The organism is Akkermansiaceae bacterium, assembly GCA_017798145.1.
GTDB lineage: Bacteria > Verrucomicrobiota > Verrucomicrobiia > Verrucomicrobiales > Akkermansiaceae > Luteolibacter.
Genome location: CP059069.1, coordinates 545,376 through 568,097, shown reverse-complemented (window position 1 = coordinate 568,097; position 22,722 = coordinate 545,376). Strand labels below are relative to the sequence as shown.

At 58.4% G+C, this 22,722-nt stretch carries 17 protein-coding genes; 2 read left to right on the top strand and 15 right to left on the bottom strand.

Annotation, left to right across the window (positions count from 1 at the left end):
• Nucleotides 1–4: 4 nt before the first annotated feature.
• The 9 genes from HZ994_02380 to HZ994_02340 form a co-directional block, all read right to left on the bottom strand.
• The gene (locus tag HZ994_02380; GenBank protein QTN31222.1) at nucleotides 5–5,158 is read right to left on the bottom strand and encodes a DEAD/DEAH box helicase; all 5,154 of its coding nucleotides are present in this window, start codon (nucleotides 5,156–5,158) and stop codon (nucleotides 5–7) included.
• A 565-nt stretch (nucleotides 5,159–5,723) separates the two neighbouring features.
• Nucleotides 5,724–6,845 (bottom strand): hypothetical protein, encoded by a 1,122-nt coding sequence (locus tag HZ994_02375; protein ID QTN31221.1) that lies wholly within the window; start codon nucleotides 6,843–6,845, stop codon nucleotides 5,724–5,726.
• 179 nt (nucleotides 6,846–7,024) lie between these two features.
• Nucleotides 7,025–8,503, bottom strand: coding sequence for a hypothetical protein (locus HZ994_02370; protein ID QTN31220.1), 1,479 nt, complete (start codon nucleotides 8,501–8,503; stop codon nucleotides 7,025–7,027).
• Nucleotides 8,504–8,608: 105 nt separating this feature from the next.
• Complete coding sequence (locus HZ994_02365; GenBank protein ID QTN31219.1) at nucleotides 8,609–9,799, bottom strand: hypothetical protein; 1,191 nt, start codon at nucleotides 9,797–9,799, stop codon at nucleotides 8,609–8,611.
• Nucleotides 9,800–9,866: 67 nt separating this feature from the next.
• The gene (locus HZ994_02360; protein QTN31218.1) at nucleotides 9,867–10,628 is read right to left on the bottom strand and encodes a hypothetical protein; all 762 of its coding nucleotides are present in this window, start codon (nucleotides 10,626–10,628) and stop codon (nucleotides 9,867–9,869) included.
• Between the two features lie 33 nt (nucleotides 10,629–10,661).
• A complete protein-coding gene (locus tag HZ994_02355; protein QTN31217.1) occupies nucleotides 10,662–10,862 on the bottom strand; it encodes a hypothetical protein in 201 nt (66 codons plus the stop codon).
• Nucleotides 10,863–11,101: 239 nt separating this feature from the next.
• On the bottom strand, nucleotides 11,102–12,442 hold the full coding sequence (locus tag HZ994_02350; protein ID QTN31216.1) for a site-specific integrase: 1,341 nt from the start codon (nucleotides 12,440–12,442) through the stop codon (nucleotides 11,102–11,104).
• A 592-nt stretch (nucleotides 12,443–13,034) separates the two neighbouring features.
• On the bottom strand, nucleotides 13,035–14,408 hold the full coding sequence (locus HZ994_02345; protein QTN31215.1) for a hypothetical protein: 1,374 nt from the start codon (nucleotides 14,406–14,408) through the stop codon (nucleotides 13,035–13,037).
• A gap of 201 nt (nucleotides 14,409–14,609) precedes the next feature.
• A complete protein-coding gene (locus tag HZ994_02340) occupies nucleotides 14,610–14,948 on the bottom strand; it encodes a hypothetical protein (protein ID QTN31214.1) in 339 nt (112 codons plus the stop codon).
• Between the two features lie 129 nt (nucleotides 14,949–15,077).
• Here HZ994_02340 and HZ994_02335 point away from each other — a divergent pair, with 129 nt between their 5' ends.
• Nucleotides 15,078–15,353 (top strand): helix-turn-helix transcriptional regulator, encoded by a 276-nt coding sequence (locus HZ994_02335; protein ID QTN31213.1) that lies wholly within the window; start codon nucleotides 15,078–15,080, stop codon nucleotides 15,351–15,353.
• Between the two features lie 177 nt (nucleotides 15,354–15,530).
• Nucleotides 15,531–16,808, top strand: a complete 1,278-nt coding sequence (locus HZ994_02330) for a PcfJ domain-containing protein (protein QTN31212.1) — start codon at nucleotides 15,531–15,533, stop codon at nucleotides 16,806–16,808.
• Nucleotides 16,809–17,242: 434 nt separating this feature from the next.
• Here the strand turns inward: HZ994_02330 and HZ994_02325 are convergent, their stop codons facing one another.
• From HZ994_02325 to HZ994_02300, 6 genes are all read right to left on the bottom strand, one after another.
• On the bottom strand, nucleotides 17,243–18,436 hold the full coding sequence (locus tag HZ994_02325; protein QTN31211.1) for a TolC family protein: 1,194 nt from the start codon (nucleotides 18,434–18,436) through the stop codon (nucleotides 17,243–17,245).
• Between the two features lie 185 nt (nucleotides 18,437–18,621).
• Nucleotides 18,622–19,638, bottom strand: coding sequence for an efflux RND transporter periplasmic adaptor subunit (locus HZ994_02320; protein QTN31210.1), 1,017 nt, complete (start codon nucleotides 19,636–19,638; stop codon nucleotides 18,622–18,624).
• Complete coding sequence (locus HZ994_02315) at nucleotides 19,635–20,300, bottom strand: ABC transporter ATP-binding protein (GenBank protein QTN31209.1); 666 nt, start codon at nucleotides 20,298–20,300, stop codon at nucleotides 19,635–19,637. The genes HZ994_02320 and HZ994_02315 overlap by 4 nt, the downstream gene beginning before the upstream one ends.
• Entirely contained in the window at nucleotides 20,300–21,424 is a 1,125-nt protein-coding gene (locus HZ994_02310; GenBank protein ID QTN31208.1) for an ABC transporter permease, read from the bottom strand. The genes HZ994_02315 and HZ994_02310 overlap by 1 nt, the downstream gene beginning before the upstream one ends.
• 8 nt (nucleotides 21,425–21,432) lie before the next feature.
• Nucleotides 21,433–22,143, bottom strand: coding sequence for a class I SAM-dependent methyltransferase (locus tag HZ994_02305; GenBank protein ID QTN31207.1), 711 nt, complete (start codon nucleotides 22,141–22,143; stop codon nucleotides 21,433–21,435).
• On the bottom strand, nucleotides 22,140–22,715 hold the full coding sequence (locus HZ994_02300; GenBank protein QTN31206.1) for a hypothetical protein: 576 nt from the start codon (nucleotides 22,713–22,715) through the stop codon (nucleotides 22,140–22,142). The genes HZ994_02305 and HZ994_02300 overlap by 4 nt, the downstream gene beginning before the upstream one ends.
• Nucleotides 22,716–22,722: the final 7 nt, after the last annotated feature.

Here is a 22,722-nt window from a genome sequence, read left to right as displayed (position 1 = left end):
GGAGTCAGCGGACTTTTTTGAAGATGTCGGGATAGCGGGTGACGAGTTCGGCGAGATCGTCCTTGTAATGATAGACGATGACTTCGTCGCCCTTGTTGCGGATGAGTTCACGTTTTGAGTCGTCGTCCTCCATGACCCTTGTTTCGTCGTGAGGTGAGCCATCGCAGAAAACCCAGGTGTCCGGGGCGTAGAAGAAATCGGGACGCACGTAGATGCCGGGAACGCCTTTTTGGGCTTCGTCAGGAAGACGCAGACCCTCCTTGTGGAGGAACTTCAGGAACGTTTCCTCGGTGGAGGAGTTGGGGTCCTTGTCCTTCATCAGGCGCTCGAACTGCTGGTCGTAGGAAAGTCCGCTCTGGGAGGTGCGAACCTCGATGGAGCAGGCGGCCATCTTGTTCAGGGCGTCCTGGATCGAGAAGCGATCCAGGATCAGGTGGTGGGGCTGGTTGTAGTAGCTGAGCAGGTCGTCGTAGGTGGCGCGTTCGGTTTGGGTCACATCATCGAAGCGGCAGAGGTGGATCGCTTCGGCGACGACCCGCTGGAACGCGTCCTTGTCATTGGCAAGTTCGGAGAGGACGCCAAGGCTGCCCTCGCTGGCTTCGTACAGGAACAGGTTCGGGGTATCGGCACCGCCCATGGGTTGGGCACCGAGTTCGGAGGATTCGATCTGGAAGGTGTTCTCAATGGCACGTTTGAGCGCATACATCAGGGATAGAACTCCATCGCGGGTGAGGCCGAGGCTTTTCACCGGCTCGATGTATAGGGCATCGGCGGTGGAGTGGGTCTGGATGAGGACGGAGCGGATTTCCTCCTTGGCCGGAGTGTCCTGGTTGTTGCTTTTCCAGAACCCGGTGTTCATGCCGAGCGGGAAGCCCTCGTCCTTGCGGCCACGGTCGCGGCGGTTGAGCTGAACCAGGCGGGCGGCGGGAATGAAGGTGAGATTGAGCAGGTCATCGCCGCCGGAGCGGACAACCGCACGCTGCACGCGGGACATGTCGCCATCGGGCACAGAGAAGTAGGTTTCGATCTCAAAGCCGAGACGGCGGCGCTCCTCTTCCTCACAGGTGATGTATTCGCGCACCTCAGCCTTGCACTCGGTGAGGGGCAGAACATCGATGAAGTCCTCACGGTTTTTCGACTCGGTGAGATCGACGCCGGTGAAGGGGCAGCAATTCAGAGTGCTATCCGCATCGGCGAGCCAGTAGCCCGATGAGGTGCAAACGCGGACGGTGCGGAGCTGGGTCGGGATTTCAGGTTGGATGATCTGATTGATGCGGAACTTCGCGCCGTTGTGATAAATGATGTTGCCGGGGCCAAACTCCCGCAACGCCACGAGGCGGGGGCGGGAAATGTAGTCGCCGCCGTCGCCTTCGGTTACGAACACGCGGACAGGCAGGCGTGTGAAATTGTAGCCGGGCAGGAAACCCTCCGAGGCAAGGTAGCGGAAGACGTAGAACTCTGTCATCTCGGTGCCGTTGCCGGAACTCTCGTTTTTCAGCAGTTTCAGTTGGATCGAAGCCTGATCCTGGAGGCGCTTTTGCTGGCGGTATTCATCGCTGCCAAAAATGAGCAGGCCGCTTTCGATGCTCTGTGAGGCTTTGCTCAAGCTGGCGCGCGCTTCGCGGTAAAGAGTCCGCCAGCGTGCCAGTGATTGATCGAGGGAATCCGGCAGGGCGGCGATGTGCTTGTCCAGCCAGTCCGGGGTGAACCAGCGCTGAGCCTCAAGCTGGGAATGCAGAGGGCCAAGCAGGGCACGGAAATGATTTCCGATCCGCGTTCGGGTGGCGGAATCCAGCGTGAGGCGGACGCGGACGTCCGGCCTGAGCTGGAGTTGGGGGTGTTCGATTTCGATGATGTCCGTGACCGAGTCGTGGAGCTGGGGCAGGCCGATGTCGGAGAGGACGAAGGAATTGAGGTGGGACTCGACCAGTTCGCGATTAGCGAGATCCAGGCGCGGGGCTTCGACGGACCCCGCCACGAGTTTTTCACGGTTTTGGAAGTAGTGGCGATCGTGCGGGGAATAGGACGAGCAGTAGGTGAACACGAGCGCGGCCTGGCCGCTGCGGCCTGCGCGACCGCTGCGCTGGGCGTAGTTGGCCGGATTCGGCGGGGCATTCCGCATGTGGACGATGCTGAGGCTGGAAATGTCGATTCCCAACTCCATGGTCGGCGAGCAAAAGAGCGCGCTGATCGAATCGGTTCGGATTTTGGCAACGTCCGGGGTGCCATCCGGCAACTTCCATTCCGCGCGGAATTCCTCTTCGCGCTCAATGCGCGGTTCGTTCTTGAGCTGGCCGGTGTGATCCGCGCCCCGGAGATTCTTGAGGGTGGAGAAGTCGGTGAGGTAGAGCGTCTGGAAAAAGTGGTTCGGCTTTTCACCGTAGGATCGGTAACTGCGGAGTTTCACCTCGTCCCTGCGCACGGTGTTCCGGTCGCCGGCACGCCAGAGGATGTGGTCAAGCTTGAGCTGATAGACCGGCACGTCCTCGTTGGTTTCCGAGCGGGCTTTGCGGGTTGCCAGATAGTCGGCCCGGCAGAGGGCATCGAGCAGGGCGGGCAGGAATTCGTCGTAGCCCTTGCGATCCATCACGGTGCCCTGGAATTCCTCCCGGATGAAATGCTTGATGTATTTGCCGAAGGCGCTGGCGAGGCCGAGGGAGCCGCTGCGGTTTTCCCGGAGGTTCAGCTTGCAGGTGCGCAGGAAGGACGGACGGAAGATGTCAGGGCCATCAAAAGTCCATGGATTCCGGAGTTTGTCACTGAACTCCTTGTCGGCTTCGATCAGGTGGGAGGACTCCAGCAAGGTCTGGCTGTTGATGGCGTATTCGAGGCGGAAGTAATCGAGGACGTTGCGGAGGAACGCGATGCGTTTCGCGGGGGCGAGATCGCGAATATAGGGGACGTTTGCCCAGCCGGGTTCGTACGCGGCGTTTTCCGAGAGGTGCTCATAGTCGATGCTGAGGAGAGCGCATTTCTCAAGGTTCGGCAGGATGACACGCCATCCGCGACGGAGATCGTGGATGGCCTGATAGGTCAGGTAGCGGCTGAAGGTTTCCTCGTATTGAACACGGACGGCGGGGAACGGATTGGGGTCGGAGGAGCGCGCGTAACTGGCGAAATCGAGTTTCAGCTCCCGGAAAATGGCTTCACCGATCTGTTTGTAGTTGAGCGACTGACCGGGTGCCGAAGACAAGGCTCGCGCGATGGCGGCGCGGACACGGACGACGCGGATGAAGTCGTTGAAGTGGCCCGCTTGCAGCGCGGCATCCTGACGGTTGTCGGTGAAGCTGAGGATTTTCTGATCCCTGACGTGGAATCCGCGAGCGGCCATTTCCCGGAGGACGAGAAAAGAGGTGATGGTGGTGGAGGTGCTTCGACCTTCGTTGCCAAGGGTGGTTAGCTTGGTGCGCTCGTTGGTGTTGCCATCGAAAAAAAGGCCGGCGGTGGGATCGAAAAGCAGTCCCTTTGGGGCGGAACGCATGAACCAACCGTGGAACGGCAGGGATGAATCGCCGGATTCCACGTTGCCCTCCACATCATAGTAGACGATCTGCGGCATGCGGTCGGCGTAGTCTTTTTTTACCTTCTTGGCGTCGAGGTTCTGGATCCATGCGGGCGGGAGATTTTCGAGATCTTCGTCGGGATTCCAGATGTCGAGACCACCCGGGATGATGTAGCCCGCGACCCGTTCCTCGCTCGCGGACTCCTGGGTGGTGAAGTCGCGGGGCAAGAGCCTTCCGTTTTTCGTGTCGTGGAAAACACAGATGAAAGTTTTCCCGGAAGCCCTGCTGAAGACGTGGGGAAAGATGAACCGTTCTCCCGCATTGTCCGAGTGATGGACGCCGGGTTCCAGCGTAACGAAGCGCGCTCCGGGCAGTCCGAGGGTGGCATAGACGGAGCCGGTCTGGGCGAAGAACTGATGGAGGCGGAAAGGCAGGATCGTGTAGCGCTCACCCGACTTCACGAGACCGAGGTTGACCTCGCTGATCCAGAGCAGGAGAGATTCCAGATGACTGGCGCATGCCTTTTCGCTCTTGCCACTGTCAGTTTCCAGCAGTTTGGCGATTTCCTCCATTTGGAGCGGAGTGCCACGTTTCAGCCGACCGCCGGATTCGTGATCCACGCTTAGTGCGACCCGACCTTCCAGCCAGAGAGCCGTCGGGAAGTTCCGAAGGGCATCTACACCGGCACCCGAGGGAATGGGCTTGCGGATGGTCTCCGATAGGGCGGATTTACCCGGCGAGGTCTCGGATCCGGGCAAGGATCTGGCAAGTGTCTCGCCAATGATCTGCTCGGGCGTGAAAGGCTCTCCGAAGATCTGTCCCGCCACGGCGGCCACCGCTCGGCGCTGGTCGTCGTAGCTCCCGGAGGAAACCATGGTAGCCGAGGTGCCGATGGCGGTCACGGGCATCTTGCAACAGCCCCGGATACGCCGGATGAGCATGCCGACATCGGCTCCCTGCCTGCCCCGGTAAGTGTGGAGCTCATCGAAAACCAGGAACCGCAGCGAGGAGTAAATCGAATCCCTGATCGCCTGCTCTCCATGGCGTGTGAGCAGCAGCTCCAGCATCATGTAGTTGGTGAGGAGGATGTCCGGCGGGTTATCGAGGATCTGCTTTCTCACTTCCGCTTTGGTTTGGCCGGTGTACGCGGCGTAACGCAGGGGAAACTCGGTGCCGGTTTCTTTCTCATAGGCATCGGAGAGTTTTTTCAGCTCTTCTGCCTGGGAATTGATCAAGGCGTTCATCGGATAGACGAGGATTGCCTGAACGCCTTTGCCCGATCCGGAGCGGAAGAGGTGATTGAAGATGGAGCCGAGATAGGTAAGCGATTTTCCGGAACCTGTTCCCGAAGTAACGACAAAGCTGCGGGGCTGCGCTCCGAGACGCATTGCTTCGATCTGATGGGAGTAGAGCGAGAATCCCTTGAAGACGCGGCCTACCTCCGCGTGGAGGGTGCCATCCGCGACCAGCGCATCCATGGAGCCGTTCTTCTCGAAAGAGGGGTTGAACTGGATGAGCGGTTCCGGCCACAGCTTGCGTGTCCGGAGGGACTCCTCGACCTTTTCGCGGATGTCGTCGTCGTGGATGTCGATGAAGCTCTGGATATAATCCTTGTAGCCTTCGAGGATATGGGAGTGGAGGGAAAGGGCGTCCATGGTGGCTCGTTCAGTTATGGAGACTGGCGCGAAACAGGCATGCCGATTGGACCAAGGCTCGATTTTCTTACTGCTGCCGGATCGACGTTCCAGGGAGCGGCTGGTCGGGGTTTCCTCAAGAAAACTTTCACATCAGCAGAAAAGCGAGAAATCTGATAGGTGGGAAGGGTAAAGCCTTCGAAATGAGTCGAATGATTTCGTTTCCCACGGAGTGATCGTAAGCCTGATAATGTCGATCCTGACCGTGGCCGTGCCGGTTCCTCCTGCCGGGGCGGATAAGTAGTGTTTGGGTGCGGATCGCCAATGATCCTCGACCGTCCCTGATACCGCCTTAAAACCGGGTGATCCGGTTGATCGGGCGAATACTGGTGACAACACGATCCAAGCCAAAGCAGAGAGTTGCTAAAACTCATGGTGGAGCGTTCTTCGCCGCGTGTCTTTCCAAGATCGTGGCACCATGGCCCTGGTGAGCCCAAGTTCTGAATCCTTGGGAAGTGCCTCGCATGCGTGCCTCAGGTTGTCAGTGTTGTCAGTGATCTTTTCAGAAGATTTTCCGGGTTCGGCCTCAAGGAAGGATTTCCGACAGTTTTTCCGACAAATTCGGCGGATCCGGGAAATTGAGTTTCCAGCGCTTGCAATCCAACCGTTCCACCCAGCCCTCGGTCTGGATCCTTTTCAACGTCTCTTTCACCTTCGCCGTGGCCACCCCACGCAATCCCCTTACCAGCTCACGCTCCGATTTCTGGCTCACTTGCAGCTGGTCAACGATTCCGCAGGATATCGGATCAACCGGATTGGTATCCGGACCAGGGTAGAGCATGCGAAGTTCATTGGCATGCTGGCCTCTTACCCAGTGGGACAGCATCACGGCGACCTCAGCCAGCCAGGTCTCCTGGGTGGATCCGGGTTCGAGGTCGCCGTATAGATTGTTGAACTGGGCGGCAAGCTGCCATGCGAGTTGTTCTTCGGGGCGCATCAGATCCCTGATGGCCGGGTGATCGCACCAGGCAGGCATCTTCCAACCGTCATCGGCATGCGTGAGCATTTCCGATACCCGGGGTGCAGGGCAGTAAGGGGATAGCGGGGCAACGTATCTCAGGTGGAGTGATCTGTTGAACATGCCACCGATCAGCTTGTGTTTCGTCCACACCCCGGGCGGGATCGCGAACCGGGGTGTGGCCGGCAAAAGCCAACCATACAGGCCGACCCCTATATCGGGATTCTTCCTGCAGATCTTCCGGAACGACGGTTTCTCGCACCAGCCGTGCACGGTGACCCGCAGGCCTCCTCCGACATTGACTGCGGCCGAGCGTAGCTGCGTCGCTTTCTTGCTCCTGCCTGACAGGCCTTTGTAGTCTGATTTTCCGTGGAGAATGACCATCCGCTCCCGGCCAAACACCGCGGCGGACACCTGTTCCTGTGCCGGTTTTTCTCCCAGATCCAAGATGAATCCCGATGGATTCCGAAGAAATGCGATCGTATCCGGATCAAAGGTATCAAATGTATGGGGGATCCAGTTACCCAAAGCCTTCTCATGCCGTCTGCGCGTCCTGCGCTCGCCTTGCGGTGACTGTTGCCTGAGCAGCTGGGTGAAGATGCCGCATGCCCGTTTGTCCGCCCCGATGACGGGCTCCGAGTACCGGCGGAACCATTGCGGGCACTCGCCTTGCATCCCCAGCCAGGTCAACGAGGGCTTCCCGACCTGAGGTACGGCTTTCGCCGAACTCTTCCAGATAAGGCGTTCGCCCGGCTACGGCAGCCCCATGAGCAAGCCCTCGGTCAGCATGACTTCCACGGGCAGCCCTTCCATCTCCGCATGCCGGTGGCTCAAATGGAAGAAACCCCCGCTGCTGTCGCCGCTATCACTCACGCGACCGCCCTCAGGTGTTGGTTCTCGATCCTCGACTTCAGCGCCTTCTCAACGTCACTCACCGCCCCGACACGGTAGACCGTTCCCGGGCTTTCGGTGATGACCCCGGCTTCCACCATCAGGCCGAGGGTGGGGAGGTAGAGCTTCTTCTGCTGGGTGGGGAAGGTTCTGATCAGGTCACGCTGCGCAATGGGTTGCTTGCAGCGGATTTTCTCCAGGAGCGTTTTTGCCAGACTGAGCACCGACTCGACTTCGGCATGATTCCTCGCCCTCTCCCAAAGCCGTTGGTGACGCCTGCCCAAGATCTCGGCATGGCGGAAACACTCGTCGATGCCGGCCTGGGGGCTGGCATGGCTGTCGATGAAGCCGGGCAGGCATAGAATATACTTGGGGAGGAAGGTGACCGCGCGTGAGCGGATACCGTTTTCCCGGGCATCCCGGATGTAGTGGTCATACCGCTCCGCAAATTCCAGGGTTGCCCGGTCATCCCCGATCCCGTGGCAAAAGGAATTCCCTTTGCGCCGTTCCGACAGCAGCATGTCCAGGATCCTCTGCCAGGCATGGTATGCACTCCTTACCTCATCCGCTGGCGTAGCCACATCCAAAGGCACTGGCAATGCCTCCAGCAACAGCGAATCCCGAAACAGGGCAGTCACTTCCGGACGCGCCAGGGCTTCGGAGCCGGATTTGAGGATCCATGACACTTCACAGGGTTGGGAGCAATCCTTGCGCCCTCCGCACAGGATCGGGGGAGTATCCACCCGCCCACCTTTCAAAAGCCCCAAAACCTTCCCGATTTCTGCTTTGCTCATGTCGTCGGCGGTGAAATCGCGCCCTCCCCAAACAAGGCCATTTGCCATGTGGAGGGTCCTTACGATCTTTTCGAGGCCGCGCACTGTTGGCGATTCCACGAGGAAGGTTGGTCTGACCACCAAATCCAGCCTGTCGAGCAGTTCTTTCCTCAAAAGGTCAGGGTCTTGGACTTCCGTCTTCAGGGTGAGGATTTCCCTAAGCCTGACGTCCGGGTAATTTCCCTCGCCGAAAATAGCCTCGATATGTTCAGCACGGGCTTCCCGCGAATATGCCTTACCCGGGCCGATCCCAAGCACCTCCCTGAGAAGTCCCTGGTCCAGGGAGTGGAACCGGTTGATCAGGTGGCCTTGAAGTGTCCGAGCCGGCAGCAACAGCCTCTCGACAAGCTCTTCGCCCCGACCGTCGTCGTCGACAAGGATCATGTCGGCGCCCTTCACCCGCATGGGTCCTGCGCACTCAATGATTGTATTGCGGGGCCCGGCGATGCCACTGGCCAATCCGGCCATGATGCCAACCATGGTCGAGTCATCGACGCAATTCGCCCCCGCGAGTGTCTTGTAAAATTCCTTTATCCCAGGGGTTGCGGATTTGCCGAATGGCGAGGGAGGCGAGTGCAGCTGGAGCGCTGTCAGGGTGTCAGTGGGTTCGTTAACGGTGTTCATATCGGTTTGGACTGGAGGTTTAAGCTGGGAGTGTCGGGTGGGCGTTCATGGCCCCTGGTCGGCCGCGCCCTAGGGCGGCCTCCCGTCGGGCACATCGCCTTCCGCCTACAAGGTTTTGGTCCAAGGCAGGGGGTCGGATGCGGTATGTCCAACGAGTTCATGAGGTTCAGGTCGTTTTGAAAGGAAGGTGGTTCTGGACCATGCCTCTGCGATGTCCGGATCCGGTACCTGCGGGGCCTCCCAGCTCTTCAGGAGGATCTTGTATTCGATCTCAGCCTGGGGGTAGTGCAGCTCCGAGATGGGCAGGTTGCCGAAGTCCTCGGGCAGAGCGGAGACTGAGGTGCCCCCGACGTAGGAAGTCGCGTAGCTCCGTAGGGCGTGTTCGACTTTTCCGAGAGTTCGGGCACAGGGCTGATAGGTCTCGCGGTAGCGGTCGATGACCGCATCCACGGCAAACGGATCGGCGATGTGGGCACCTAATCCGAGAATGAGCAAGCAGGCTGGCCCCCTGAGGGCGGACAAGCCTTCATCAGTCTTCTCTCCCCACCCGTCCATGCGTGACAGCGCCCGCCTGACCGATGCGTAGCCAGCTGCCATAGTCACGGTGCGGATAACCGCTCCCCGCTGCTTGGGGAATTCCCCGCCCGCCAGTATCTCCTGCGCTATCCGCTCTGGGTTCTTGAGGATAAGCTCGATCCGGACACCCGGGATGCCTGCCGGTGACAGCAGCCCTTTGCGGCGCTGGGCATGCTTGTCGTAGATGGAGATATCCGACTCGACGGACGTGAACCGTGTTGACTGGCCCCATCGGATTAGCGGTGCCTTCTGCTGGTAACGGCGGCGGGAGGTGTGGGATGCCCGGAGGAGACGATGACCCGGATCCTGGATCTGGAACATCGTCTCCTGATAGGATAGGAACCCATGGTTGTTAATACCAATCCCTGGTAGCAGCCTGCCGTGGGATTCCGGAACGGTGATTCTCCGGAGGAAGTGCCGCAAGCGGGTCAAAGCCAGGGCGAGCTCGGCTTCCGACACAAGAGACCGCCCGTTGTGGCCATGCAGGAGGGAGGGGATGTTGACGTCGACACGCGCTATCCGCCACCGGTCGTCGGTTAGCCGGTGGCAGATGACGCTGATCAGCTTATGCTTCCCGTTTTTGACGGAAAGGATGATGAATTCCGGCCGCTGTTTGCCATGGGAGCGAATGCGGCGCTCGAAGCCCTCGGCGGTGTGGCTCGGGTTGGCGGCCTCTGCGGTGAGGAACACCCGGTCGGGGATGTATTTGAACCTGTCCATATAGATGGCTTGTGCAAAAATTTGCGGAAGTTTGGATAGGGTTATAGAAGTTCGCTTTTCACGCTCATTAGGAGCGCTGCTTCTTTCCCCTCGAACCGTTACTCCTAGCCCTCTGCCTTTTGTTTTTTGCAACCGCTTTGGTCTCATCGACAGCGGGAGGCTTGGAGTCCTCCCGGTGCATTTCCGCAAGGGCATCCGGATCAAGATAGACGATGGTGTTCTGCCGGCGCGTTTGCCAATGGATCCCCCCAGGAAGGGCATACGGCTGGCATCGGGTTTTTATCGAAGGATCAGCACCGAAAGCTATGGCTTCTTCGAAAAATTCATGCGGTCCCAGAATCGAACGGGTCGAGAACCATGCTTCAAGATGGCTCTCTCCCGCCCAGACAACGAATGCTAGACTCGCGGATCCCAAAAATTCGCCGATAATGCCAAACTGCGTGGACAACGAAAGATTTGGGGCGGAAACGACGACGGCATAGGGCTCCGCCGTATTTTCATTGGTCCGTGGTCCGCTCCCGCTTCCGTCTTTCAGCAAACCTTCGCGTTTGGTCATGATCGCGGGTACGATGATAGAATGCGCGTTGAGGGGATCCACAAGCTCCGAGCGCCTGACAGTCTTCATGTCCCTCAGATGGTGACCGATGCAAATCAGATCTTGAGGAGAACCATGCGTGATATATTGCTCAGGATCCTGTGGGATTTCTTCGAAGGGAACTTTGCTGTAGTCCCATAGCTTCAGGATTTCGGGCGACTGAAGAGCCGCACCTGCGGATAGGTTGCCGGGGATTACCGGATCAATCGGGGGGTGTGCTTGGATGTTGTACATATTTTAGGGGTTAGTCTGTGCTAAGGAGTATCTTCAGGAAGGTGAGGATCCTGCGTTTTTCAGATCCGAAAACTTCACGAAGACCCGCTTGCCGATGCGTATGACTGGCATCCCGCTGCGCTGGAGGCGCCATAGCGTCGTGCGACTGACGTATCCCGCCGCCACCAAGTCAGTTGCTGAAATCGGGAGATCCCGTGCGATTTGCTCGGAGAGTTTCAGGAGGTCGCTGCTCATAGCGGGAAGATTCACCAAATCCCGCGACGTGAAAAAGGGAGTGAGTGGCCAATTCAGAGTGATTTTAATCCTCACCCGCCGACAAATCCTAAGCTCGGATCGTCAGGTCACCCCCTAAACGTGTTCTCTGTAACCTCGCATTGATTCAGGCTGCAGACTCATCACAACCTCCCGGTAGCACATCGCGGCAACCGTGTCGATCAAACTGGTCAAATATCTGGGAGAGAAGTCCCGGGTCTTCAGATCGGAGCTACGATTCTCTTCTTCTTGTCGAGGTAGCTGGCAGCGGTGATCCGGATGTCCGCATGCCGCATGAACCGGCTGGCGGCATAAATCCCGTGTTCGTTGGCGACTAGGGATCCGATTTCCTTCCGCAATTCATGAATGGGGCGCTTTGAATCGACGCCATGGGCACGCAACCACTTTGTCAGATCCTCAAAAACAGTTTTACAGCGGTAGCCCTGGGATGTGGCAGACCACTTCGGGTTGTTGGCTGAAGCCTGTCTCTTACGGATTTTTGGCGGCGTGGGGATCACGAAAATCTCAGTGGAATGTTTTTTGCGATATCGCCTCAGGAAGCCCAAAAAATCATCGTTGATGTCTACCTCACCGGCCGAGTCTGTGGATTTGAGGTCGTAATATTCGTTGGCCTCTACGTGAACAACCTTGCGATCGAGGTCCAAGGATTTCCACATGAGAGTATCAATTTCCTTGCGTCTCAGACCTGTGCGCAGGGCGAGGTTCAATGTCGCGTAAAGGATCGGATGGGTTTCACAAAGCTCGGTATCAGCTGATTTCAGGATCGCTCGCGCATCGATCCTGCTGCGGTACCGTGGGATGGGGGAGGACTCCAGGCGGACGTCATCGAACGGAATCGGTTCGGGAAGCAGGACGTGTTTAGCGAGCGCCGCCCGGTGTTTCTTTGCGAATATGGAGCGCCCATTCCGCAGCAGCGAATTGAGGGTGACGGTGTGGGCCCTGCGTTCGTCCAGGGTCAGGTCGATTCGACCAAGTTGTGCATACTTCCAATCCTGGAGGGTATCTGCTGTCAGCGTATTCAGGGGAAGATTGTCCACTTGATCCCTCCATGCTCGGTTTCTGGATGGTGCACTTGGAGCGCGCTTGTCGGCGGTGATGCCAGCGATCTCTGAAAAGATTTTTCGCAAAGCTTTTTTGTAGGAGGACATCGTACTCGTGCGGGGAGCTGCCACTTTCTCATACGCTGCGAACAATGCGCCCAGCGTCTCGTTTGGTTGAAGCGCTCCGGAATTGGATTGCCCCCGTCTTCCCGTTCTGGCGAACAAATGAACCTCATACGCGCGATCCCAGCCATCCGCTACCAAGCTCCGATAGAATGCGGCCGCGCGCGCTGCCGCATCCGATTTGTTGGCAGTGGCAAGCTTGACCCGTTCCTTGCGCTTATCGAACGAAATCTGCACTGAAAAGTTGGGGTCTGTCACCCGGGTGCCATTAACGCTTCGGCTCCGCTTCTTGAGGCGGTTCAGCCAGTAGCGCTGATCCGTCTTGCTCCGTATGACGAGGCTGTCCTTGTCATCTTCTTTCGTGTCTTTCTTAGCCATGGCCTACGCTTCTACAATTCGAATTCAAGGTGTCCAGCGAAGTCCTAACAGAAATCCTGTCATCCTTTTGTCATCCTTTCTCCCGGGCAAAGATGAAAAAATCTGAACGCGAATGAAAAGAAAAATGTTTCATATGGCATTTAAATACAATGGTTTACGGCAAAATATGAAACAATCTGAAACCCAATGGAAATTCAAGGAATATTCAAATTTCGTAGACTGTAAATCTGCTCTCATTGAGTACGCTGGTTCGAATCCAGCCCTGCCCACCATCTTCTCTCTCAAGGAGTTATGGAAATTAAAGGTGTTAGAATTCGTTGATCGGGGGAGGCTGGTAGCGCTATGGTGCCTCAAACGCGCGGGAGCGGTGGGTCTCTCCTTTCGTTCGAGTCGTTGTTGTATCGCGACAATCTGTGCCTATCTGCTGCCAGGCAGCTTATAAAAATGGCTTCTGCGGCGCTTTGCAGCGGTGGCAGCGGTGGCAGCGCCCGATTCTCGGGACAGCATGATCGGGAGGTTCGCCAAGTGTTATGGTGTAAAATCCACACATCTCAGAGGGAGTCGTTCTTTTTACTGGTTCCAGATACCGGGCTCACCTTGTGGTCGGCTGCCTCTTCGTTAGCGTCCATTTACTGCCGATGAGCATTGCTTTGCCTTCATCCTCGAGTTCTTGGAGCAAACCTTTGCAAACGGGCTTCGGAAGGCGATGGAACCTGCGTGCCATGCTACGCGCTTCTTGCGGACCGTCAGCAAGCTTCTCCAGCAGGCTCTCCTTCAGCCTTAGCCTCCGCGCCTGCTCCGGCGACCAGAGCATCTCATTCCTGGCCGCCTCCATCCGCTCGATGAGGAAGCGGGCGAAAGCCTCGATGCCTTCGAGATGGTATTGGAAACCCTGCGGCACCCCGGCGGCTGTCAGCCGCGCCAGACCGAACACCAGGCTCGGGAACAGGCTCCGCGCAATTCCTCGTATTCCGGGTAGCGATGCTTCCTTGTCACGCAGGAACTCCATCCAGTTGGCTTGGTATGATGAGAGATCCTCGGTGTAGACGAGGGGCTGCGGTTCGTCGGTATCCAGCCGGCGAGCAATCGTGGAACGGACAGCCTCCCCGAATCTGCGGGTGAGTCGGGGGAGCTGGATCAGTCCGCCGGTCTTGCCCACAGGAGGAGCGTCGGGGCCTGCGTCGCCTTCGACGAGCCAGACCAAGCGCCCGAGCCAGCTGTGCTTGGCGTCGGTTGATGCCGCGACTTCGCGCAGAATCCCGCCTCGGTCGGTGACAAGCAGCCTTCCCCTGACAAGTTCGCCTGCAGGACCGCCGGGGAACATCCCGTCCATCAGGCGCGGAAAAAGGTCATCGAGCTTCGTCGCGTCGGCTGCCCGGCCCAGACCGATGGCTACCAGCGCCTCGCCCAGATGGGCATCGGGCAGAAGCTTCTCAAGATGGCTCCGCGTGTGTGCTGTCACGAATACCCGGGGGCGTCGCACCAGATCCTCCACCCGTGGTGAGGGAGGCTCGCTGAGAACCTGTTTCCACTCATCCTGGATGGAACCGAACAGCGGAGGGAAGTCCTGATCGCGGGTCATGATCTGGAGCAGCGCCTTCTCCCCCTGGTTCGGCTGTCCTTTCGCCAAGGACCATTTTCGGGGTGTCGGCTTGTTGCCTTCCGCCGCATCGTTCTTGAGGAGGCGGGTCAGCTGGCCGAGGAGGTTGTCCTGGCAGCGGCCGACCGGCGTGACCACCTCGTCGATGACGAGGCTGCCGAGCAGGGAGCCTGTGGCAAGGAGGTTGCAGCTAACGGGAAGGAGGCGTCCATCAGTTGACCTGAGCCCGCTGCCCGGCTGTGACAGGTTGCCCAGCGTGACCGCCATCGTTGCCAGCAGGTTGCAGCCGGTAATTGGGTCGCCCTCACCAAGGTCGGTGACGTTAAAGGCGGAGAGGAGTCTCTGGAGAGAATGATTGTCGGCCATGGGGTTCGATGGGATTGGACTCCGCCGAGAGCCAAGAAGCGCCCGGTCCCCGACGGAGATAGCCGACATGATCCCATGAACTTCGGAAAGGTTCAAGGATCGGGTTGTGTAGGCGTGTACATGGCTGAGTCATCAACCAAGCAGCTTTCTCCCGCAATTTGCCCACTTGAAGATCCCCAATGTAGGATCAAGAGGGTGTATTCAATAGCCCCGTATAATGGTATCCAAGTCCTCTTCCCTCCCCCTCTGGTTCTGCCGACGATAGTATTCGTCACGCTCCCTTTGTGAAGCGCCTCCGTAGTCTCCGCCAGATTGTCCGCCTTGTTGAAGACCCTGCCCAATGGCTCGTCCGAGAATCTCCAGCGCTGCCTCATCTTCCGCTCTGCGGCGTTCGGACTCCGAACTCATCCGGCTAGCATTTTGGTCGATGAGTCGGTGAATTCTTATTTGAGCCTCTCTTCGTTTTTCCTCCTCACTTTTACATGAGGGTAGAAGCTGAATTGCCAAAAGAACGGCTAAGACTTTGAAATACGTTTTCATTTTTCAGTTTGGTTTAGGTTCAGTGTTGATGTGATTCCAATTCGATCATGTCCGAGATGGCACATCGGATAATTGCTCCAATAGCGGAGCAAATCAGACGATTTCTATGATTAACGTCAAGCTCCAAAAATGGAGCAAAGCAAACGCCAGCAGAACATCGTCGGCCCGACTGTCCGGAAGCTGAGGATGGTTGCCGGACTGTCGCAGGAAGCGCTTGCCGCGAAGCTCCAGGTGGCGGGCTGGGATCTTACCCGTGCCGGACTGTCGAAGATCGAGGCTCGTTTGCGGAGGGTCAACGACGCCGAACTGTTGTTGCTTGCCCGGGTGCTGAAGTGTGACCTTGCGGATCTTTATCCGAAACGCCCAGCAGACCTTGACCGGGTGGTGCGGCAGGGGTCGCGATAAGCGCAGTTGTGATGCCGCTGGGTACATGGCCTTATCAGGCGTCGGCTCGATGCAACACCCGTCGTGCTTGGTTGGGGTTGGGAAAAAAAGGATCCACGAGGTTCCCGGCTGCCGAAATTCTCTCCCCGGATCCATCCGATGATTGCCGAGCCGACCCGGATCTTCCACGCTCATCCCATGCCGTCCCCTGCCGCGCCCCGCACTCCCGGCTACCGTTTCAAGGATGGGAAGCTGATGATTTTCCGAGAGGATGAGGTGATGCTGATTCGTGGGTGGGATGAGCCGTCCGCAGTGCGCAACCTGCTCGGTTCCTGGGACGCGTTCGTTCCGGAGTTCCGGTTGGTCGCTCCTTACCGGCGGCCGGCGAAGGGAGCGCAAAAGAAGGCCGCTAAGAACCCGCCACCCCCAGCGGCGGGAGACCAGCTGGCGTTCGATCTGTTTGAGGAGAGCGCCTCAAGGAAGCCGGCGGCCCCCAAGCCAACGCCCCTCGCCGAGCAGCGGAAACGGGCTTTTGATTCGTTCCGTTTCTCCCTGCCGAAGGACGTGGCCAAGTCGCTCCAGGATTTCCGCAGCCACCAGTGGAACCTGCTCATGCTGCTTGCCCACGACAAGGGCGTGCTGGATCTCGCGAAGGCCAACCCGGTGCTCGCCTACGCGGTGGCGGATTGGTATGCGGACTATCCGAGGAGCAAGCTCGACTTCGGCCGCATGCCTCAGCGCGATCTCCTCAAACTGCTCAAGCTCCCCGATACGGCGGCCCAGGTGAAGCTGTTCCGCAAGATCCCGCCTGCGTCGATCGATCCGCGCCTGTGGAAAGCGCTGCTGACGGTGATGCGCCGGACCGACTCCGCTTCCGCCAAATTGCTCGCCCATGTCCCAACCATCAATCTCGGCGTGATGGAACTGATCCTCACCCCACACATCCGCCCGGCGCTGACACCAGCCCTTCTCGAAGAGGTGGCCGCAGACCCGAAGGAGAAATACCGGGGAGCCGTCGCGGCGACGCTGCGTGACACGGCGGCGATGAAAGACGAGCTGGAGGATGGCCGACCGCTCCCGGCACTTGCGTCGGTGGCAAGGATCAGGGATCTGCATGGGAAGGTTTCCGTGGATTTCCAGAAACTCAGGGCGCTCCGCAAAGAGCACGGCACGTTGCCGCTCCCGCCGCTGCCGGGCATCAAAGGCAGTATCATTCCGCTCCGCAACCAGGCCGAACTCGTCGCCGAGGGGCGGGAGCAGAAGAACTGCGTCGCCAGCTACACGGCGCGTGTGGAAACCGGCGAGTGCTACATCTACCGGGTGCTGCACCCGAGTCGTGCCACCCTGTGCATCCGGCGGCTGTCCGACGGGAACTGGGGCATTTCCGAACTCGAAGCATCCTGCAACCGCAAGGTCGATGCGGAAACGAGGAAGTTCGTCGAGCAGTGGCTGGAGCCGTATCGGCTGGGGGTATAGGTGGTCGGAAGGAGGGATAGCTTGCCCGGCTTATAAAGTGGCAACACGATAGCCTTGTCCCTCCGGTTGGGGTGGGTATGTTCCTGCCGTGCGCTTTTTCACAATACGGCTACTGGCTACGCTCGCGTTTTCATCGAGAGGAACCGCCGTAGCATCCCCTGAAATCATCGCCCCCCTGATCGACCCGGCCAAGCTCTAAACGTTCGCTGATAGCCACGATGCGAACAGCCGCAAGACAGCCTACTTGAAGTTGTAAGACCGCAGGCAAGAAAAAGATCCCGCTGAAGCGATAATGGCTTGAAAGGCTCTTGGCTGCGTGGACACGTCCGGGCGGGTTGAGCTTTCGTGATCGCAGTCGAATTTTCGCGGGTCTAGCTTTAACAAATCCGCAGAGTCGTTCGCAGATTTTCCTGTGGCTCGGCAGGAGCTTCTCATCATCTCCACCCACCACCCAGCGCCCTGTAGAGGTCTGTTGTTGCGACATCCTCTCTGCACCGGATCTCCCGACTGACTATGTCCGCGCGACACTCATCGATTGATCTACGCCGTGTGGGCTCCTTGCTACTCTCTCCCGCTTTGGCGCGCTGCTCTTCGGTGGCCACTTGCTCGCCAGCTATCCGATACAATCGATCAGCCTCCTCCCGCATCCGGCGAGAACTTTGCAACCGGTCCGCTGCGGTGCCAACTTCACGCAATGCTCGGAGCACGGCTCCGGCATATGCTGAATGCGTTTCCTCTGCCGCTGCAAGCGCCTCTTCAGAACGCATTCGTCCTTCACCAGCATCAAAAATCGGTAGGATTAATCTCGGCCCAAGTCCGTAGGATGTCGCACCATTCTCGAATATGCCTGAGAAGGAGGATGAAACTTGCCCGAACCTGCCGAGGATCTGCACCTCCGGCCAACGGGAAGCCTCCGCGATGCCGATAGCGGCGACCGCCCGCCGATACCGTGCGGTCGCTGCCGCCACATCGGGGCGGCGCAGGACAACGCCCGCTCGCAGTGGCCCGCCCGGGCCTTGGCTAACCATATCCTGATTTCCACGAAGAAAATCTATCGACACTTTTTCACGTCCACACCATTCGGACAAGGCACGCTGGGCAATTCCCAAACGTTCGCGGTATTTCTCCGCCTCCAGCTTGTTCTCAGCTAACCGACGCTCCGCGTCGAGAAACTTACTCCTCACCTCTTCACCTCGATCCAGGCGATTGCGCATCCAGCCGAGCGACTGTGTTTCAAGATCAACGATGCGCTCCATGGTCTCAACCTGATGAAATAGGCATTGAATCTCCAAAGCCTCGCCGACTACCGCTGCCACGACTTCGGTTTGCAGTGCCGCCCTGTCCCATTCTTTGGCATTCGCCTCAAAACCAGCCGCCTGTTGTCTCCTTCGTTTCCCTCCCCACCAGTCGATCTCCCACGAGTATTCCAGACCGAATCCCATCGGCGAGCGGTCCGGATTGACCAGGCTGCGAAACGGATTCTCCTCCTCGTTCTGCCGGGATACAGCTCCGCTCGTCACTCCGTCCAGCCGTGCAAAACGCTGCGACGATGCAATCCCCGCTCTCACTCTCGCTCGCTGCACTCGCGCCTGCGCAACTTTCAGGTCGGCGTTTTCTGACAGTGCCATTTCGACCAACCTTCGGAGGTCACGATCCTTCACAAGATGTCGCCAAGGCGAATCGCCGAAGCCATTGCCGTTTCCAGGATCAAGTGATCGGAGGTTTTCCGGAAGCTCCGGATTGGCTGCCTCAGGATCCGGCCCGAGAGTGCAACCCGAAGCCAAGCACAAGACCAATGGGAAAAACCGGAGCTTCATGACGCCCCCCCAATCTCGATAACAACCTCGACCTCCATGCCAAACTGCCACTTGTTGACCTCCGAATCTGGCAGTTCCACAAAAACCTCGAAAACCTGAATATCCAGCCTCTCGTGGGCCTCACGGGTGAAGACGCGCTTTTCACCCATCACAGGCTTCACCTTTGACACCACTCCCTGGACGTTCGCTCCATCCGAGCCGGGCATCATCACCGAGGCCCGCTGGCCAGGCCGCACCAGTCCAACGAAACCCTCATCCACCTCCGCCCGGACCATCAACGGTCCCTCCGGCGCGAAAAGAATCATCGGCCCATTTTCCGTCCGCTCACCTTCGCGAAGAAAAACCTCGAGGACTCGTCCGGCACTTGGAGCCCGCAGCGCCCTGCGCTCCAATTGCTCCTCTGCCAGCTTCAGCGCAACCTTCTCGGCTGTGACATCGGCCTGGGCCACGGCAAGATCCTCCGACCTTACCATGTTCAATGCTTCTTCCAATCTCGCGCGGCATTTCTCCAGCCGGGCGCTGGCAAGCAGCACCTCGTGACGAGCCAGATCCATCTCCTTCAGAGAGATCCCATCCTCGGCGAAAAGGCTCTCCAACCTCTCGGCCTCGTCTTCACGGTATTGATAATCCGCCCGAGCTTCCTCGACTTCCGCGCGCAAAGCCTTGATCCGCTGCGGATGTGCCCCGGCTTGCAGGAGCGCCAGCTTAGCCTCCGCCCTACTCAAAGCAGCCCGACTCTCTTCCACGCGTGCCTCCTCGACAGCCGATTCAAGTTGAGCGAGAATCTCGCCCTTCTGGATCATATCACCAACGTCAACCTTCAGGATGCCGATAACGCCACTGTCGGCAAACGACAAACGCCTCATCCGTCCCTCAGGCTCCACGTATCCAGGAGCGTGGACCTGACTCACCTGCGTCTCGAAATTCTCTTTGCTCCGCTCCTCGCTGCAGCCGGAGCAAATCCAAATCCACGCAACACCAAGGATCAATCTTTTCACGATTGTCATATTCATGGTTTCACCTCCTGTAACTGCCCGTCCTCGATCCCCACCACCCGGTCGAAATCCGGAAGCAGCCGGGTGTCATGAGTCACCACTAGCAATCCGCAGCCTTCCTCGCGACATGAGCCGATCAGCAGTTCCAGCACCACTCGGCCCAGGTCCCAGCCGAGCGCCGCCGTCGGCTCGTCCGCCAGGATCAACTTCGGTCTACCCAGTAGCGCCCGCGCCACCGAGACCCGCTGCCGCTGGCCACCGCTAAGGACGGATGCCTTCTTACCTTCGTGCTCCGCCATCCCCAGTCGATCCAGTAGATCCGGGATTCGACCCGTTGCCTCCTTACTCCTTCCACCTAGATTCGCCGCCACCACTTCCAGATTCTCCCTCACGCTTAAAAAAGGCAGCAGCTGTGCGTGCTGAAAAACGAAGCCAATCCGCTCTCTCCTCATCTCCAAAAGATTGTTGGGCTGTGCCACGGCACCACCTACCTGCAGGACTCCTTCGCTCGGCGTCAGCAGACAACCCGCGATACTGAGCAAGGTGGTCTTGCCCGAACCACTCGGACCGACCAACACCACCGCCTCCGATTCCTCCACGTTGAGATCCACACCGCGCAGCACCTCCGGTCCGGCACCGTAGGCATGGCGGATTGATTCGCATTTCAGGGCAGCACTCATCAGGAAAAAACCGTTACAGGATCCAGTTTTCGCACCTTCGCAAGCACCCACTTGCCAGCCCCCAGGCAGGTCGCCAACTGCACCAACCACAATCCCGCCAGAACCGGAAAAGTCATCCGCAGCGGCACCGGCGACGACTCCGCCACCACCTTCAAGGCCAGGAAAACCCCCAGGCCACCCACCGCGCCCACCACCCACAGCCCCACTGCCTGAAACATCACCACCATCGCCAGCGTTCGCTCACGGAAACCCAGTGCCAGCATCGTCGCATAATGCGGACGGTGATCCTGCAATAATCCGAAAAGCGTCTGACTGACCACCAACCCACCGATCACCACACCCAGCAGCGCCGTCACCACCACGGAGAAACCGATCCCTGTTTCCACCATCCAATACCGCGCCGAACGAAGACGGAACGCCTCAGCAGTCAGCACCTCGCCGGAAGGCAGCATGCGCCGCAACCGCTCTGCCACCACGTCCACCGCCACACCAGGCTCACATTTCACCATCACGTAGGTGATCTCATCGTGCCTGTAGCGCTGGTCGTATCGGATCGCATCCTCGATCGAGGTGAAAACAAAAGGCGATGCCGTGAAAGTCCGCACCCCTTCACTGATCCCCACCACATCCGCCCGCCTACCCTGAATCTCGTGTCGGTCGCCGACCTTCTCCACGCCCAACAGATCAAGATACATCGCATCCACCACCACTGACTTCTCCCGCATCACATCCCTCAGCCTTCCCGCTTCCATCCTCTCAGGGCCACCAACCAGCCCGCGGTCCACGCCCACCATCTCGATGTTCACCTGCCGCCCATCCGGCCTCTTCCACACCGTCCACGCCATGAAGAGCGGCTCCGCCCAAGCCACACCCTCCACCGAGCGCGCCTGATAGAGTCTTTGTCTGGGAATAGGACTTCCGTAATCGAAGGCCGGCGATTTCTCACCCACCACCCAGAGGTCTGCCTCGGCGCGACTGACTCCCAGTGTCGAAGTCTCGATCCACCCCAGCATCATGCCCACCTGCGCTAGCGCCAGCACGAACCCCGCCGTCACTCCCACACCCGCCGCCACGACTTTCCCCAGATGTGCGCCAGCCATCCGGCGTGTGATGAGCCACGGCATGCCACCTCTCATCTCTCTCTCCTCTCCGCAATCACCAGGTCGCTGTAGCCACGATACGCTTCGCGACTTTCCAGAATATTCATCCCGGCCTGTTCGACAGCTTCTCTGAACTCCTCATGTGAATGCGTCCAATAGCGCCCATCAATTTGGCAACTCGCGATTCGTCGATTCTCAGATGCTACTTTCCGTCCACGCCACGCAATGGCTCCTGCTTGAAGCAAGCCTCTTTCCTCGATCAGCTTGCGCATCAGGAACCTTCGCCAGTCAGCGATATCCAGAACTCTTCCCAGATCACATAGGAACGCCTTTCCTCCTGGCTTCAAACCCTTGGCGATCTTCGCTAGAAACTCCTTTGGCTGTGAAAGCGTGTAAAGCGCATGTACCGAAACCACCGCATCGTAAGCGGCTTTCCCAATATTCAGTTCGGCAAGATCTCCCTCTTGAATCCGCATTTTCCCACCTCCATCCTTGGTCTTTGCCAAAGCGTTCATCATGGGATCTCCATCAATATGGATGACCTCAAGACCGGAAATCGAGCGAGCAGCCAGCGTTGAAAAATTGCCAGTCCCGGCTCCGAGATCTGCCAGCACTTGCCCTGCCTGCAACCCGCTCTTGCCAAGGAACGTTTCGAACTCACCAAGGAGTTCCTGATAGGCGGGATTGACCTCCGTCATGAGATCATACACCTGCGCATATTGAGTCCAATTTACTGATTTCATGGTAGATATTCCGAATGAGATTCGCGAAACATGAACCCATGCAAAGGATGCCCAGCCGCTTCGAAGCGTTCGTCAACGTCCGCCAGATCCGTCCACAGGATCTGATGATGGTGCCCCCCCAGCGTATGATGCTTGAAACCCAACTCGCCTGGCACCTTGTCGAACAATAGAAAGCGGTAGTCGCGGGCGGCTCCCTTTCGAACCCAAACCACGAGCCTTCGAGCTTCGACCCGGCGGCCATGTTCCATGACTGCCTTCCAGAGAAGTAGTTTCGTCATCCGTGCCCAAGGTCCGGCGGGCACCGAAAGCCGCGTCGCCTCAACCATGCGTCCCGCATCGAGACCAGCCACTTGCTCCACATCGACAAAGCGATCAAGTTCGATCTCACCACGCGAACGATCCAGAACCCGGATCGTGCCGACAGGATTACCCTCGGGACATCGCGCGAGTAACAACGCGGAATGATCGGCCGTATCGAAGCAATCGATCACTTCCTCCACTTTGGAGAAGTAGCGTCGATAGCCCTTTTGGCGGACGATCATAGCTTCCTTCCAGTCCTCTTGGTTTTTCACAAGACGG